Here is a 14,362-nt window from a genome sequence, read left to right as displayed (position 1 = left end):
CGCCGCTACCGCAGCGCGGCCCTGGGCTCCCCCCAGGTCGCTCCGCGCCCGCGTACGGCTGGCTGCCGGGTCACTCCACGCCCGCGTAGGAGTGCAGGCCGTCCACGAAGATGTTCACGCCGTAGTAGTTGAACAGCCAGCAGCCGAACGCCACCAGCGCCAGCGCCGCCGCCTTGCGGCCCTTCCAGCCGACCGTCGCCCGCGCGTGCAGGTAGCAGGCGTAAGCGACCCAGGTGATGAAGGACCAGACCTCCTTCGGGTCCCAGTTCCAGTAGCGGCCCCAGGCGTCGCCCGCCCAGATCGCGCCCGCGATGATCGTGAACGTCCACAGCGGGAACACCGCCGCGTTCACCCGGTACGCCAGCTTGTCGAAGGAGGCCGCCGACGGCAGCCGCTCCATCACGGACCGGGCGAACGCGCCCGATTTCTCGCCGAGCGCCGCCTTCGCCTCGTACTTGTCCTTGAGGAGGTACAGGATCGTGGCGACGGCGCCGATGTAGAACACCGCGCCGCAGAAGATCGCGGTGGAGACGTGGATCCACAGCCAGTACGAGTCGAGGGCCGGGACGAGCTGGTCGCTCTCGGTGTACAGCCAGGTCGTGGCCACGCCCAGGTCGAGGAGGACCGTCGTCACCAGGGGCAGGCCCAGCCAGCGGACGTTCTTGCCCGCGAGGAGGAACGCGAGGTACGTGCCGGTCGCCACCGTGGAGAACGTCAGCGAGAACTCGTACATGTTGCCCCAGGGCGCCCGCTGCACCGACAGGGCGCGAGCCACGACGGCGCCCAGTTGGAGCAGGAACGCGAGGGTGGTGAGGGAGACCGCGATCCGCCCGTACAGGTCGCCCTTGAGGTCCCCGCCGGCGGCTCCGGGGCCGTCCGGTACGTCCCGGGCGCCGGCGGCGGCGCGGGTGACGACCTTCGGCTTGTCGAGGACCTGGGTGCCGCCGCCCGCGGTGCGGACCTGCACGGCGGGCGCCGCGGCGGTCCGGTGCGCGGGGGCGAGCGCGGCGGCCGTGCGGCCGACCTTGCTGCGGCTGCCGAGCACCCACTCGGTGATGTGCGCGAGGAACGCCAGCGTGTAGACGGCCATCGCCGAGTAGACGAGGACGTTGCTGATCTGCGCGAGATTCTCGTTGGTCGCGGCGGCGATGTCGGTCACTGCTTGGCCCCTTCGGCGGGAACAGCCTGGTCGGTGTCGGCGCCGGCCGCCGGAGCCGCTGGCTCCGGCGCGGTGGGCGCCACGGCGTGGAGTTCGGCCGCGAGCTCGGCCAGTTCCTCCGGAAGCTTGGCGGACTCGCTGCGGCCGAGCCCCGCCATCTCGATGACGGTCACGCCGTCCTCACCCGCGGCGGCCCGCACCCAGACGCGGCGGCGCTGCACGAACAGCGAGCCGACCAGGCCGGCGAGGGCGGCGACGGACCCGGCGAGGGCCCAGCCGTTGCCGGGCTGCTGGGAGACCTGGAAGCCGGCCCACTCCCGGATCTCCTTCTCGAAGGTGACCGTACCGGCCCCGTCGGGAAGGGTCATGGTCTCGCCGGGCAGCAGGGTCTGCTTGAAGATGTCGCCGTTCTTGTCCTTGAACGGGGTCATCTTGCTGGTGTCGAGCTGGTAGACGTTCTGCGGGATGCCGGAGTCGATCCGCAGGTCGCCCTGGTAGGCCGACAGGTTCAGCGCGGGGAACGCCAGGCCGGGGAACTCGGAGAACATCTGCCCCTGTCCCTTGCCCGCGTACGTCGGCACGAAGAACAGCGGGAAGCCGAGCTGCTTCTTCTCGCCCTTCGCGTCGCGGTAGCCGTCCATCACCTTGAGCACGCCGGTGGAAGTGACGTTCGCGTCGATCGGCAGCAGCGGCACGGGCTCGCTGGACACCACCTTGCCGCGGGCGTCCCGGACGGTGACCACGGGCGCGTACCCGTGGGAGATCAGGTACACCTTCGCGTCGCCGATCCTGAGCGGCTCGTTGACGCGGATGACGGCCTTCTTCTCGGGGCCGCCGCCCTCGGAGTAGCGGATGTCCGCCTCGAACGTGCGGGGCGTGCCGCGCTGCGGGCCGCCCGTCTCGTAGGTGCCCGTGAACTGCTTGAGCTCGAAGCTGAACGGCTCCAGGTCGTCGAGGGCGAAGAGGCTGCCGGAGCGGAAGTCGTCGTACTGGGTGAGGGTGTTGGCGAAGCCGTAGCCCTCGCCCTCCACGATCAGCTTGCCGCCCTCGGAGCGGAAGAGCTGGCCGCAGGCGAACGCCACGAGCATCACGATCAGCGCCACGTGGAAGAGGAGGTTTCCGGCCTCCCGGAGGTAGCCCTTCTCCGCGGCGACCGCGTCCCCGGCCACATGGCTGCGGAAGCGGCGCTTGCGGAGCATCCGCAGCGCGGCCTCGCGGGCCTCGTCGGGCGTGGCCGTGGTGCGCCAGGTCGCGTACGCGGGCAGCCGGGTGAGGCGGCGGGGCGCACCCGGCGGACGGCTGCGCAGCTGCCCCGCGAACTGCCAGGTGCGGGGCACGATGCAGCCGATGAGGGAGACGAACAGCAGGATGTAGATCGCGGAGAACCACACCGAGCTGTAGACGTCGAACAGCTGGAGCTTGTCGTAGATCGGACCGAGGGTCTCGTGCCTTTCCATGAAGGCGCGGACCTTGGTGTCGTCGACGTTGTTCTGCGGGATGAGCGAACCGGGGACGGCGCCGAGGGACAGCAGGAACAGCAGGAGCAGCGCGACCCGCATGGACGTCAGCTGCCGCCAGAACCAGCGGATCCAGCCGACGAGGCCGAGCGCGGGCAGGGTGACGGCGTCGTCCGGCTCCTGGACGGGCGCGGTGGACAGGCCCCGCCCGGTCGCCTCCTGCGACTCGGCGCGCTCGGCGGATCCCGGCTCGCCGCCCTCGTCCGCCGCTCCGGCGGGCCCGTGCTCTCCCGTGCCGCCGTCCGGCCGCGGCGGCCGTTACCCCCCGGGCTTCCAGGGCGCCCCTGACGGCCGGTGCCGCCCGTGGGCCCGGTGGGCTCGGGACGGCCCGTGTCGCCCGTCGGCCCGGCGGGCTTCGGGTGGGCTTCCTGCGTGTGCCGGGCCGACTCCGTCGACCCGGTGCGTTCCGTGTTGCTCATCGTGCCTCAGATTCCCACCGTGAACCCCTGCGACCAGCTCTGCATCTGCTGCACGAGGACGCCCCACGCCCCTGTCAGCAGCAGCACACCGGTCAGGATCATCATGCCGCCGCCGATCCGCATCACCCACACGTAGTGCCGCTTCACCCAGCCGAAGGCGCCGAGCGCCTTGCGGAAGGCGACGGCCGTCACGATGAACGGGACGCCGAGACCGAGGCAGTACGCGAACGTCAGCAGGGCGCCGCGCCCCGCGCTGGCCTCGTTCAGGGCGAGGACGTTCACGGAGGCGAGCGTCGGCCCGACGCACGGGGTCCAGCCGACGCCGAAGAGCACGCCGAGCAGCGGCGCCCCGACGAGGCCGGACACCGGACGCCGGTGGAAGCGGAACTCGCGGCGGGTCACCCAGGACATGAACCCCATGAAGAAGAACCCCATGAAGATCATGACCACGCCGAGTATCCGGTTGAGCAGCTCCTGGTGTGCGAGGAGGGTCTGCCCGGAGTACCCGAAGAGTGCGCCGCCGGAGACGAACACGGCGGTGAACCCGAGGACGAACAGCGCGGCCCCGGCGGCCATGCGGCCCCGCCGCGCCTCCGCGAGGTCGGTACCGGTGACCCCGGTGACGTACGAGAGGTAGCCGGGCACCAGCGGCAGGACGCACGGGGAGAAGAAGGACACCAGGCCGGCGAGCAGGGCCAGGGGCAGCGCCAGCAGGAGGGCCCCGCTGAGGACGGTGTCGTTCATCGACTACTTCCCCGACGCCTTCTCGGCGATGAGCGGCTTGACGAGGGACCGCAGGTCGTCCTCGCCGAGTTCCTTCAGCGACCGTGCCGCGATGTTGCCGTCGCGGTCGAGGATGACGGTGGAGGGAATGGACTGCGGGCTGAGCGTGCCGCGGGGGAAGCCGTTGACGACGATCTTTCCGATGGGGTCGTGGAGGCTCGGATAGGTGATGCCGAACTCCTCCTCGAAGAGGAGTGCCTTGTCCTTCTGCGGGTCGCGGGTGTTGATGCCGACGAACTCGACGCCCTCGGGCTTCAGCTCCTTGGCGACCTTCTGGAAGTGCGGCGCCTCGGCGCGGCAGGGCGCGCACCAGGAGCCCCAGACGTTCATGACGACGACCTTGCCCTTGAAGTCGGCCACGTCGAGCTTCTCGCCGTCCAGCGTCTCACCGGCGAGGTTGTGGGGGGCCTGGCGTTCGCCCCTGGCGACGGTGGAGACGCCGCCGGCGTTGGTGATGAAGTTGGTGTTCCCGCCGCCGCCGGACTTGCCCGTGTCACCGCTGCACGCGGTGAGCAGGAGCGCGGCCGTCACGGCACCGGCAGTGAGCAGAAACCCTCGGGGGGCACGGCTGAGGCTCATGTGAAAAGTTTCGCATGGCCCATTCCGGGATCTTGCCCACCCCCCTCGGTCGCCCGAAAGACCCATGAAGCCCCTTGTCAGGGCGGGCTAAGTGAAGCCCGCATAAGGAAAGGAGCGCAGAGCGCAGGTGATCAAGGCGGCGCGTCGATCATGCCCGCAGGTACGACTTCCAGCCGCCGGCGGGGGATTTTCCGACACCGAGTCCGCGCAGCTTCCGGAGGATCTCCGGGTCCTGCACGTCGAGCCAGTCGACGAACTGGCGGAAGGACACGAGCCGCACGTCCTTCTTCCCCGCCATCCCCTTGAGGGATTCCTCGACGGCGTCCATGTAGATGCCACCGTTCCACTGCTCGAAGTGGTTTCCGACGAAGAACGGCGCGCGGTTCGTTTCGTACGCCCGCCGGAATCCGCTCAGATACGCCTCGGTGGCCTGCTTCCGCCAGCCGGGATAGCGGGAGGGCACGCCCTTCGTGGTGTTCCCGGACTGGTTGGCGAGGATGTTGTAGTCCATGGAGAGGACCTCGAAGGAGCGCCCGGGGAAGGGCATCGCCTGGAGCGGCAGGTCCCACAGGCCCTGGCGCTTGCCGGGCCACACCTGGAGGCCGCCGGGCGACGAGGCGTCGTAGCGCCAGCCGAGCTTCTTCGCCGTGGGCAGCAGGCCGTCCCGGCCGAGCAGGCAGGGGGTGCGCCCGCCGACGAGTTCCCTGCGGTAGTCGAAGGGCAGCGGGTCCTCGTCCTTCCAGCCGGTGTGGGTCTTCCATTCGGTGACGAAGGTCACCGCCTGGTCGATCTCGCTGCGCCACTGCTCCGGGGACCAGTTCCCGACGGATCCGGATCCGGCGCAGAAATGGCCGTTGAAATGCGTTCCTATTTCGTGGCCTTCGAGCCAGGCGCGGCGGATGGCGGCGAGGGTGTCCTTGATGTGGTCGTCGGTGAGGTATCCGATGTCGGAGGCGCCGACGCGGTTGTTCGGCGGGCGGTAGAGGGTCTTCTTCGACTCGGGCAGCAGATAGATCCCGGAAAGGAAGAACGTCATGGCCGCGCCGTGGTTCTTCGCCAGGTCGAGGAACCGGGGGAACAGGCCGTTCCCGACCTCGCCCGCGCCGTCCCAGGAGAACACCACGAACTGCGGCGGCGTCTGGCCCGGCTCCAGCGGGACGGGCCGCTCGGGCTGGTGCGGCTGTTTCCCGGTGTCCGCTGTGGAGCCGTCCCCTATGAGCCGACCCTGCGGCTTCCCACCGCCGGGCCCTCCCCGGTCGCCGCCCTTGCCGTCGGCGCCCTTGCCGTCGCCGCCCCGGCCTCCGGGCCCCGCGCCGCCACCGCTGCCGCCGGTGAGCCCACAGCCGGCCAGTCCGGCCGCCGCGGCGGTCCCGACTCCGGCACCCAGCAACGCCCTTCGGGTGATCTCGCGCATGCTTTCCCCCTCCGTGCTCGCGTGCTCCGGACATACGTCCGGACCGGCACTGGCAAAGATGGCGGAAAAGAGCTGCCGGTTCCCGTGGCGAGGCCGCGAAGGGGAAGAAGATGCGGGGATCTTCGTACGGAATCACTGTGGCCGAAAAGCGTCCCCCTGATCGCACGGCGGGTGGGACGGCGCGGCCTCCGCGACGCGGGGCGGGCCGCGCGGGTCAGCACGCCCCGGCCTCGGGCCCGCGCCCCCGCACGGGCGTCCCCGGGCGGAGGCCCGAGGGATGCAGGCGTACGGAAGACGCACGGGACGAACGCGGGCCCGGCACCACGGGCCGGTCCGGCGCCGCGGACTGGTCCGGCGCCACGGGAAGGACGCGGCCCGGCACCACGGGCCGACCCAGCACCACGGGCTCATCCGGCGCCACGGGAAGGACGCGGCCCACCACCACGGGCTCATCCGGCGCCACGCGAAGGACGCGGGCCCGATGAATGCGGGTGTACGGAAGGCGTACGGGACGAGCGCGGCCCGGTGCCGCGGGGCCGGTCCGGGGCCACAGAGAGACACAGGCCCGGCCACGGGCGGGGACGCGCCCTCGCCGCGGGGGTGCGGGGGCGGGCGCCGCCCCCGCAGGGCGCCCCGCTACGCGCCGAACGCCTTGGACTTCCCCTTCACCGGCTTCGCGCCCGCGAGCAGGTGCGGCGGCACGAGGTCCCGCGCCGGTTCGCTGTAGCCGACCGACACGATCGCGTCGCCGTGGTACGTGAACGTCGTCAGCGACGCCAGCGTGCACTGCCGCCGCCGCGGGTCGTGCCAGAGCCGCCGCCGCTCCACGAAGCTCCGCACGATCCAGATCGGCAGCTGGTGGCTCACGCACACCGCCTCGTGGCCGCGGGCCGCGTCCCGCGCCGCGTTCAGCGCGCCCATCATCCGTACCACCTGGTCGATGTACGGCTCGCCCCACGAGGGGCGGAACGGGTTGGTGAGGTGGCGCCAGTTCCCCGGCCTGCGCAGCGCGCCGTCGCCCACGCCGAAGGTCTTGCCCTCGAAGACGTTGCCCGCCTCGATCAGCCGCTCGTCCGTGGCCAGGTCCAGGGCGTGCGCCTTCGCGATGGGCGCCGCCGTCTCCTGGGCCCGCTCCAGCGGCGACGCCACCACGTAGGTGACGTCCCGGTCCGCCAGGTGCTCGGCGACCCGGTCGGCCATCTGCCGGCCGAGCTCCGACAGGTGGTAGCCGGCCCGGCGCCCGTACAGGATGCCGTCCGGGTTGTGCACCTCGCCGTGGCGCATCAGGTGGACGACGGTGACGTCCTTGCCCCCGGTCATACGGCGGCCTCCGGCGCCGCCTCGGCGGCGGCGCGGGCGGCGGCGGCAGCGCGGCCGCGATCCGCTCGACGGCACGCTCGTCGTGGGCCGTCGACACGAACCACGACTCGAACGCCGACGGCGGCAGGTACACGCCCTGCGCCAGCATCGCGTGGAAGAACGCGGTGAACCGGAAGGCCTCCTGCCGCTTGGCGTCCTCGTAGTCGAACACCTCGCGGTCGGTGAAGAAGACCGAGAACATGTTGGACGCGGTCTGCAGCCGGTGCGCCACGCCCTCCTTCGCGAGCGCGTCGGTGACCAGCCCCTGGATCTCCTTCGACACCGCGTCGACCTTGGCGTACGCCGCGTCGTCCAGCAGCCGCAGCTGGGCGAGGCCGGCCGCCGTGGCGATCGGGTTCCCCGACAGCGTGCCCGCCTGGTAGACGGGGCCTGCCGGCGCCAGGTGCGCCATGACGTCCGCCCGGCCGCCGAACGCCGCCGCCGGGAAGCCGCCGCCCATGACCTTGCCGAACGTCATCAGGTCCGGCACCACGCCGTCGACGCCGTACCAGCCGGCCTTCGAGGTGCGGAAACCGGTCATGACCTCGTCGGAGACGAACAGCGCGCCGTTCTTCGCGCACGCGTCCTTCAGGCCCTGGTTGAAGCCCGGCCGCGGCGGCACCACGCCCATGTTGCCCGGAGACGCCTCCGTGATCACGCAGGCGATCTCGCCGGGGTGGCGGTGGAACGCCTCCTGCACCGCCTCCAGGTCGTTGTACGGCAGCACGATCGTGTCGCCCGCCTGGGCGCCCGTCACACCGGGCGTGTCGGGCAGCCCGAAGGTCGCCACCCCGGAGCCGGCCGCCGCCAGCAGCGCGTCCACGTGGCCGTGGTAGCAGCCCGCGAACTTGATCACCTTGGCGCGCCCGGTGAAACCGCGGGCGAGCCGGATCGCCGACATCGTGGCTTCGGTGCCGCTGGACACCAGCCGCACCTGCTCCACCGGCGCGATCCGCGCCACGATCTCCTCGGCGAGCGCCACCTCGCCCTCGCCGGGCGTCCCGAAGGACGTCCCGCGCGCCACCGCCTGCTGCACGGCGGCGAGCACCTCGGGGTGGGAGTGGCCGAGGATCATCGGCCCCCACGAGCAGACGAGGTCGACGTACTCGCGCCCGTCCGCGTCCGTAAGGTACGGACCCGTACCGGACACCATGAAACGGGGCGTACCGCCCACGGCGCGGAAGGCCCGGACGGGAGAGTTCACGCCGCCGGGCGTCACGCGGGACGCGCGGTCGAAGAGCGACTGTGACACTGGGGCTTCGTATGAATACGACACTTGGGTCCTGACCTGCGAGAACGAGTGGACGGACGGCTAGCGGACGGCTGGCGTGCAGCTACCTGGCGGGCGAGCAGCGGCCCCTTTCGCGCCACTCCGGTCCACCGGATTGACGCGATCGGGCCGACGCCCTTGCTCGATCGGGAGTCGTTACCTCACGATCTTGTTTCATCAGGCTCACGAAGGGTTTCCGAACCTTCTTTTAGGCAAGGCGCCAGTCCTCCGCGTCTGCGAAACTGGGGCGTCATAGGGACAGCTCACGGAAACCATGGTGTCAGAGGCCCGGACGTTCCAGCGGAACAGGTGTTTCACCACACGCCCGCGGGGGAGGTCACTGACACGATGATCGGGTCGCACGGCGGGGACCGTGCCGCCCAGCAAGCAGTCGGGTGGAGATATGCAGCGCGGTGGCGGACGGGGCGACGGGACGGGCGACCGGGGTCCCGGGCCTGCCCGGCGGGGGAGGCACCGGCGACAGCGGGATCCCGTGGAGCGGGACGACCCCGCGGCGGAGCGGTACGACGCGGCGGAGCGGGGCACCCCCGTGGGAGGCGGGCCCATGGCCATGAGCGGTGACCCCTTGGCCGGCAGGGGCGGCGGCCGCGGCATGGGCGTGACGTACAAGTACTTCGGCGCCCCCAACGGCGCCACGGCCGCACGGGTCCCCGTCTCCATGCGCCCCGAGGAGCTCGGGGGCGACGAGCTGGGCATGGGCGGCCTCTTCACGAAGATCAAGCCGGAGACCATAGCCGCAATGGTCCTCACCGGGCTCCAGGGCATGCCCCTCCACAAGGTCCCCCCGCTCGAACTGGTCGTCCTGCACCCCGACTACGCCGTGGTGAAGCTCCCCACGACGGTCGTCGACCCGCTGCGCGGCGTCGGCGAGGAGTCCGTGGGCGCGGCCGCCTTCATCTGGTCCACCGTCCCCGACCGCAGCGGCCCCAGCGACGCCTTCACCGTCTACCGGCTGCTGCACGAGTGGCAGGACTTCTCCGTACGCCTCCACGAAGCCGGCCACCAGCCGTACTGCCTGGTCTGGGGGTGACCCCGACCGCCTCTGCGGCCTGACCACCCCTTGGAGCCCCTCACCCTCCGGGGCCTGACCGCCCCTTTCCTGGGAGCCGACCGCCCTTTCGGGGCCTGACCGCCCCTTTCCTGGGAGCCGACCGCCCTTTCGGGGCCTGACCGCCCGGGGCCCGGCGAGCATCTGCGTCCGGCGGGCCCCCGCGTCCAGGGCCAACGCCGGGGACACCGCACAGGGGCGCGTGGACCAGCGGCACCGGCCGCACGCCCCGGCCGTGCCGGGAACCCGCGGCCCCGCAGGCGGGCGCCACCGCGCCTCGGCGGCCGAAACGCCTGGCCGGGCAGCGCCGCCGGTGGCATTCTGGCCGCGTGAACGGACCGGAGATCCACATACGCTTCGCCCCCTCCCTGGGCCTCTTCGTACCCGCCGCCCGCCGCGCCGGGCGGACGGCCGTCCTCACCGACGGGGTGTCCACCCTCGGCCACGTCGTGGAATCCCTCGGCGTCCCCCTCACCGAGGTCGGCGCCCTGCTCGCCGACGGCCGGGCCGTCGCCCCCTCGCACGTCCCCGCGCACGGCGAGGAGATCGAGGTACGCGGAGTCGACCGCCCCCAGCAGGTGCCCGGCGCACCCCTCCGGTTCCTCCTCGACGTCCACCTCGGCACCCTCGCCCGGCGCCTGCGGCTGCTCGGCGTCGACGCGGCGTACGAGAGCGAGGACATCGGCGACGCCGCGCTCGCCACCCGGTCCGCGCGGGAGCAGCGCGTGATGCTCTCCCGCGACCGGGGCCTGCTGCGCCGCCGCGAGCTGTGGGCCGGCGCGTACGTGTACAGCCACCGGCCCGACGACCAGCTCCGGGACGTCCTGGAGCGGTTCGCCCCGCGCCTCGCGCCCTGGACCCGGTGCACCGCCTGCAACGGCGAGCTCACCGAGGCGCACAAGGACGAGGTGCGCGACCACCTGGAGCAGGGCACCGAGCGGACGTACGACGTGTTCGCGCGCTGCACCGCGTGCGGCCGGGTCTACTGGCGGGGCGCGCACCACTCCCGCCTCGACACCATCGTCCGCACCGCCCTGCGCGACTTCGGCGACGGCACGGCCGCCTGACCGCGGCCGCACCGGCCCGGTCACCCGCCCCGCCGGGGCCCCGGCGCCCGCGCCCCGACCGCGAGGCGGCCCGGACCCGGCGCCCGCACCCCGGTCAGAAGGCGTACGGGTCCCCGGTGGCGGGCACCAGCACCCGCTGGTCGTTGTCGTCCGGGTACCGGTCGGTCGCACCCCCGCACCACACGGTGTCGACCCGTACCGTCACCTCGAACGGCGTGCCCTCCACCTGGAGGCGCAGGGCGACCTCCTGGGCGGTGCCGTCGGCGGGCAGGGCGCCCGTCGAGCACAGCACCACCCGGTCGCCGCCGCGCAGGCACCCCGCGGGAAGGGTGCGGCCGACCTCCGCGAGCGGCACCGAGACGGTGACCCGCAGCGTCGCGTCCTCCAGGTCCGAAGGCCCGAGGTTCCGGCTCAGCACCAGCACGTCCAGCCGCCCGCCGGAGGACAGCGCGGCGTACCCGTGGTGCGCCACGTCGGCTTCGGGCGCTGCGGCCAGCGCGCTGTGCGGGACACCCACGGCCGCGGCCATGGCGGCAGCCGCCGCGAGGGCGGCTCTACGCATCGCAGACATGGCCGAAAGGTATCCATTTCACACGGTATGAACCGCGGCAGCCACGCGGCCGTGTCCCCCGTTCACCCCGGACACCTATGCTGACGGCGGATCACCCCGCAGTCCCCTGACCCCTCGCGAGGAGCGCCCGACATGACCGCCGCCGCCCGCCCCGTCGCCGTCGTCACCGGAGCCAGCAGCGGCATCGGCGCGGCCACCGCCCGCCGCCTCGCCGAAGCCGGCCACCGCGTGGTCCTCACGGCCCGGCGCAAGGACCGCGTCGAGGCCCTCGCCGCCGAGCTCTCCGCGGCGGGCCACGAGGCGGCCGCGCACCCTCTGGACGTCACCGACCGCGCGGCGGTCGACGCCTTCGCGGCCTCGCTCGACCGCTGCGACGTGCTGGTCAACAACGCGGGCGGCGCCCTGGGGGCCGACCCGGTCGCCACCGGCGACCCCGACGAGTGGCGCCGCATGTACGAGGTCAACGTGATCGGCACCCTGCACATGACGCAGGCGCTGCTGCCCGCCCTCACGGCCTGCGGCGCGGGCACGGTGGTGGTGGTCTCCTCCACCGCGGGCCACGGCACGTACGAGGGCGGCGCGGGCTACGTGGCCGCCAAGCACGGCGCCCACGTCCTCGCGGAGACGCTCCGCCTGGAGATCGTGGGCACCCCGGTCCGCGTCGTCGAGATCGCCCCCGGCATGGTGAAGACCGAGGGGTTCGCCACCACCCGCTTCCACGGCGACACGGAGAAGGCCGCGAAGGTGTATGCGGGCGTGGCCGAGCCCCTCACGGCCGACGACGTGGCCGACACCGTCGCCTGGGCGGTCACCCGCCCGCCGCACGTCAACATCGACCTGCTGGTCGTCCGGCCCCGCGCCCAGGCGTCCAACACCAAGATCCACCGGGAGCTGTGACCCGGGCTCAGCCCTTCACGCAGATGACCTGCTTCAGCTTCGCGACGACCTCGACGAGGTCCCGCTGCTGGTCGATGACCTGCTCGATGGGCTTGTAGGCGGCGGGGATCTCGTCGACCACGCCGGAGTCCTTGCGGCACTCCACGCCCCGCGTCTGCTCGGCCAGGTCGCCGGCGGTGAACCGCCTCTTGGCGGCGTTGCGGCTCATCCGCCGGCCCGCGCCGTGCGAGGCGGAGTTGAAGGACGCGTCGTTCCCGAGGCCCTTCACGATGTACGAGCCGGTGCCCATCGAGCCGGGGATGATGCCGTACTCGCCGCTGCCCGCCCGGATCGCGCCCTTCCGGGTGACCAGGAGGTCCATGCCGTCGTAGCGCTCCTCCGCCACGTAGTTGTGGTGGCAGGAGATCTCCTGCTCGAAGGAGACCTTGGCCTTCTTGAACTCCTTGCGGACCACGCCCTTGAGCAGCGCCATCATGAGCGCGCGGTTGTGCTTCGCGTACTCCTGCGCCCAGAACAGGTCGTTGCGGTAGGCGGCCATCTCGGGCGTGTCGGCGACGAACACGGCCAGGTCGCGGTCCACCAGGTCCTGGTTGTGCGGGAGCGACCGGGCGACGCCGATGTGGTGGTCGGCGAGCTCCTTGCCGATGTTGCGGGACCCGGAGTGCAGCATGAGCCACACCGCACCGGCCGTGTCGATGCAGACCTCCACGAAGTGGTTCCCGCTGCCGAGCGTGCCCATCTGCTTGGCGGCGCGCTCCCGGCGGAACCGGACGGCCTCGGCGACGCCGTCGAAGCGGCCCCACAGGTCGTCCCAGCCGGCCGGGGAGAAGCCGTGCAGCTGCGCCGGGTCGACCATCTCGTCGTGCATCCCGCGGCCCACCGGGATTGCCGCCTCGATCCTGGAGCGGAGGCCCGACAGGTCGCCCGGGAGGTCGTTGGCCGTCAGCGACGTCCTGACCGCGGACATGCCGCAGCCGATGTCCACCCCGACCGCCGCCGGGCAGACCGCACCGCGCATGGCGATGACCGAGCCGACCGTCGCGCCCTTGCCGTAGTGCACGTCCGGCATGACGGCCAGCCCCTTGATCCACGGCAGCGTCGAGACGTTGCGGAGCTGCTGCATCGCGGCGTCCTCGACCGTGGCGGGGTCCGTCCACATCCGGATCGGGACCTTCGCCCCGGGCACCTCTACGTACGACATGGTTCCTCTATCCCCCCGAAAAGTCCGAAATCGCAAAAACCGGTGCCAGTAGCCACACATGGGGCAGTGGAACGGCAGCGACGGCTGTGCGTGCGATACACATTGTGTTCACCGGCCGCCGACCACCGGCAAGCCGTTTTCAGCGTCCACCCGCAGCGAAGGGAGCCCGGGACCGTGCAGCGAAGGGCGTACGCACCCAGCCTGGCCGCGCTCGCCGCGGTCCTCGCCACCGGGCTCGCCGGGTGCACCTCGGGCTCCGCCGACGGCGGCGCCGCGCTCGACTCCAAGACCGGCGCAGCCGCCGGCCCCGCGGCCGCCCCCGGCCGCTACAGCACCCTCTTCGAACCGTGCGGCTCCGTGGGCCGGGCCCTCCTGCAGGAACTGCTGCCCGGCGCCGCCGACCTGCCGCCCGAGCAGCGCGACCGCGTCCTGCGGGGCGCCGCCGCCGTCACGTACGACAGCAGCCGCCGCGCCGGGTGCAGTTGGAAGGCGGACGGCACCGCCGCCCACCACCAGCTCACGCTCGATTTCGAGCGCGTCGTCTCCTACGACCCGGCCGTCAGCGACGACGACCGCGCCCAGGAGGTCTTCACCGACAAGGAGGCCGAGGCCGGGCTGCCCGCGCGCACCCCGAACGCCTCCACCGCGGCGGTGCCCTCAGGGGCCGCGGTCCCGGCCGCGTCCGGCAGCCCGAGCACCACCGCCGGCACGGCCGACGGGCCGCAGGCGCAGACCGCCGCACCCGCCCCCAGCTCCTCGGCCGGCGCCTCCGCCCCCGGCGCGCCCGCACCCTCGGCCACCCCGGACGAGCTGCGCCCCCGCGCACTGGAGGACCTCGGGGACATCGCGTTCCTGAACGACGTCGTCACCCCCGCGGGCGCCACCGCGCAGCAGCGCACCGTGAGCGTGGTGTTCCGCACATCGAACGTGCTGGTGACCGTGCGGTACGCGGCGCAGGCCGCACGTGTCGGGGAGGTTCCGGACAGTGAGGAACTGCAGGACAAGGCACGCAGACTGGCCCGGCAACTGGCCGACCGATTCGAGGAGTGAGCGCCGT

The 14,362-nt window shown here is 72.5% G+C and carries 12 protein-coding genes and 1 pseudogene; 4 read left to right on the top strand and 9 right to left on the bottom strand.

What is annotated here, in order from left to right:
• Window positions 1–70: 70 nt before the first annotated feature.
• From ccsB to hemL, 7 genes and pseudogenes are all read right to left on the bottom strand, one after another.
• Window positions 71–1,159, bottom strand: coding sequence for a c-type cytochrome biogenesis protein CcsB (ccsB, locus tag L6E17_RS23715; protein WP_236242780.1), 1,089 nt, complete (start codon window positions 1,157–1,159; stop codon window positions 71–73).
• Window positions 1,156–2,817: a cytochrome c biogenesis protein ResB gene (locus L6E17_RS23710; RefSeq protein WP_374109138.1), complete on the bottom strand. Its 1,662-nt coding sequence runs from the start codon at window positions 2,815–2,817 to the stop codon at window positions 1,156–1,158. Before L6E17_RS23710 ends, ccsB begins: the two co-directional genes overlap by 4 nt.
• 284 nt (window positions 2,818–3,101) lie before the next feature.
• Window positions 3,102–3,839, bottom strand: coding sequence for a cytochrome c biogenesis CcdA family protein (locus L6E17_RS23705; protein WP_236242778.1), 738 nt, complete (start codon window positions 3,837–3,839; stop codon window positions 3,102–3,104).
• Between the two features lie 3 nt (window positions 3,840–3,842).
• On the bottom strand, window positions 3,843–4,457 hold the full coding sequence (locus tag L6E17_RS23700; RefSeq protein WP_236242777.1) for a TlpA disulfide reductase family protein: 615 nt from the start codon (window positions 4,455–4,457) through the stop codon (window positions 3,843–3,845).
• A gap of 148 nt (window positions 4,458–4,605) precedes the next feature.
• Window positions 4,606–5,871 carry a hypothetical protein gene (locus tag L6E17_RS23695; RefSeq protein ID WP_236242776.1) on the bottom strand — a complete coding sequence of 422 codons (1,266 nt, stop codon included), beginning with the start codon at window positions 5,869–5,871 and terminating at the stop codon, window positions 4,606–4,608.
• 636 nt (window positions 5,872–6,507) lie between these two features.
• Window positions 6,508–7,191: a histidine phosphatase family protein gene (locus L6E17_RS23690; protein ID WP_236242775.1), complete on the bottom strand. Its 684-nt coding sequence runs from the start codon at window positions 7,189–7,191 to the stop codon at window positions 6,508–6,510.
• Window positions 7,188–8,506 (bottom strand): annotated as a pseudogene (gene hemL, locus L6E17_RS23685) (glutamate-1-semialdehyde 2,1-aminomutase). The gene L6E17_RS23690 and the pseudogene hemL overlap by 4 nt, the downstream one beginning before the upstream one ends.
• 559 nt (window positions 8,507–9,065) lie before the next feature.
• Between hemL and L6E17_RS23680 the strand changes: the two are divergent.
• Together L6E17_RS23680 and L6E17_RS23675 are read left to right on the top strand one after the other, a co-directional pair.
• Window positions 9,066–9,551, top strand: coding sequence for a hypothetical protein (locus tag L6E17_RS23680; RefSeq protein ID WP_374109137.1), 486 nt, complete (start codon window positions 9,066–9,068; stop codon window positions 9,549–9,551).
• Window positions 9,552–9,898: 347 nt separating this feature from the next.
• The gene (locus tag L6E17_RS23675) at window positions 9,899–10,636 is read left to right on the top strand and encodes a Mut7-C ubiquitin/RNAse domain-containing protein (RefSeq protein WP_236242773.1); all 738 of its coding nucleotides are present in this window, start codon (window positions 9,899–9,901) and stop codon (window positions 10,634–10,636) included.
• Window positions 10,637–10,730: 94 nt separating this feature from the next.
• On the opposite strand, the gene L6E17_RS23670 is transcribed toward L6E17_RS23675, so the two are convergent.
• Window positions 10,731–11,207: a hypothetical protein gene (locus tag L6E17_RS23670; protein ID WP_236242772.1), complete on the bottom strand. Its 477-nt coding sequence runs from the start codon at window positions 11,205–11,207 to the stop codon at window positions 10,731–10,733.
• A gap of 132 nt (window positions 11,208–11,339) precedes the next feature.
• On the opposite strand from L6E17_RS23670, the gene L6E17_RS23665 reads away from it, so the two are divergent.
• Window positions 11,340–12,104 (top strand): SDR family NAD(P)-dependent oxidoreductase, encoded by a 765-nt coding sequence (locus tag L6E17_RS23665; protein WP_236242771.1) that lies wholly within the window; start codon window positions 11,340–11,342, stop codon window positions 12,102–12,104.
• Window positions 12,105–12,111: 7 nt separating this feature from the next.
• Here L6E17_RS23665 and L6E17_RS23660 read toward each other — a convergent pair whose 3' ends face one another.
• Window positions 12,112–13,305, bottom strand: a complete 1,194-nt coding sequence (locus L6E17_RS23660) for an RtcB family protein (protein ID WP_236242770.1) — start codon at window positions 13,303–13,305, stop codon at window positions 12,112–12,114.
• Between the two features lie 174 nt (window positions 13,306–13,479).
• Between L6E17_RS23660 and L6E17_RS23655 the strand changes: the two genes are divergently transcribed.
• Window positions 13,480–14,355: a DUF3558 domain-containing protein gene (locus L6E17_RS23655; RefSeq protein WP_236242769.1), complete on the top strand. Its 876-nt coding sequence runs from the start codon at window positions 13,480–13,482 to the stop codon at window positions 14,353–14,355.
• Window positions 14,356–14,362 lie beyond the last annotated feature (7 nt).

The organism is Streptomyces sp. CC228A (assembly GCF_021390935.1).
Taxonomy (GTDB): domain Bacteria; phylum Actinomycetota; class Actinomycetes; order Streptomycetales; family Streptomycetaceae; genus Streptomyces.
Note: the sequence above shows the minus strand (reverse complement) of the source record. Positions and strands in the feature narration are given on the sequence as shown.

Bases quoted from the DNA above. Each gene is read 5' to 3' on its own strand.
- L6E17_RS23705 (WP_236242778.1), bottom strand. From the start codon at position 3,839: ATGAACGACACCGTCCTCAGCGGGGCCCTCCTGCTGGCGCTGCCCCTG.
- L6E17_RS23670 (WP_236242772.1), bottom strand. From the start codon at position 11,207: ATGTCTGCGATGCGTAGAGCCGCCCTCGCGGCGGCTGCCGCCATGGCC.
- L6E17_RS23665 (WP_236242771.1), top strand. From the start codon at position 11,340: ATGACCGCCGCCGCCCGCCCCGTCGCCGTCGTCACCGGAGCCAGCAGC.
- L6E17_RS23700 (WP_236242777.1), bottom strand. From the start codon at position 4,457: ATGAGCCTCAGCCGTGCCCCCCGAGGGTTTCTGCTCACTGCCGGTGCC.
- L6E17_RS23660 (WP_236242770.1), bottom strand. From the start codon at position 13,305: ATGTCGTACGTAGAGGTGCCCGGGGCGAAGGTCCCGATCCGGATGTGG.
- L6E17_RS23695 (WP_236242776.1), bottom strand. From the start codon at position 5,871: ATGCGCGAGATCACCCGAAGGGCGTTGCTGGGTGCCGGAGTCGGGACC.
- L6E17_RS23680 (WP_374109137.1), top strand. From the start codon at position 9,066: ATGGCCATGAGCGGTGACCCCTTGGCCGGCAGGGGCGGCGGCCGCGGC.
- L6E17_RS23690 (WP_236242775.1), bottom strand. From the start codon at position 7,191: ATGACCGGGGGCAAGGACGTCACCGTCGTCCACCTGATGCGCCACGGC.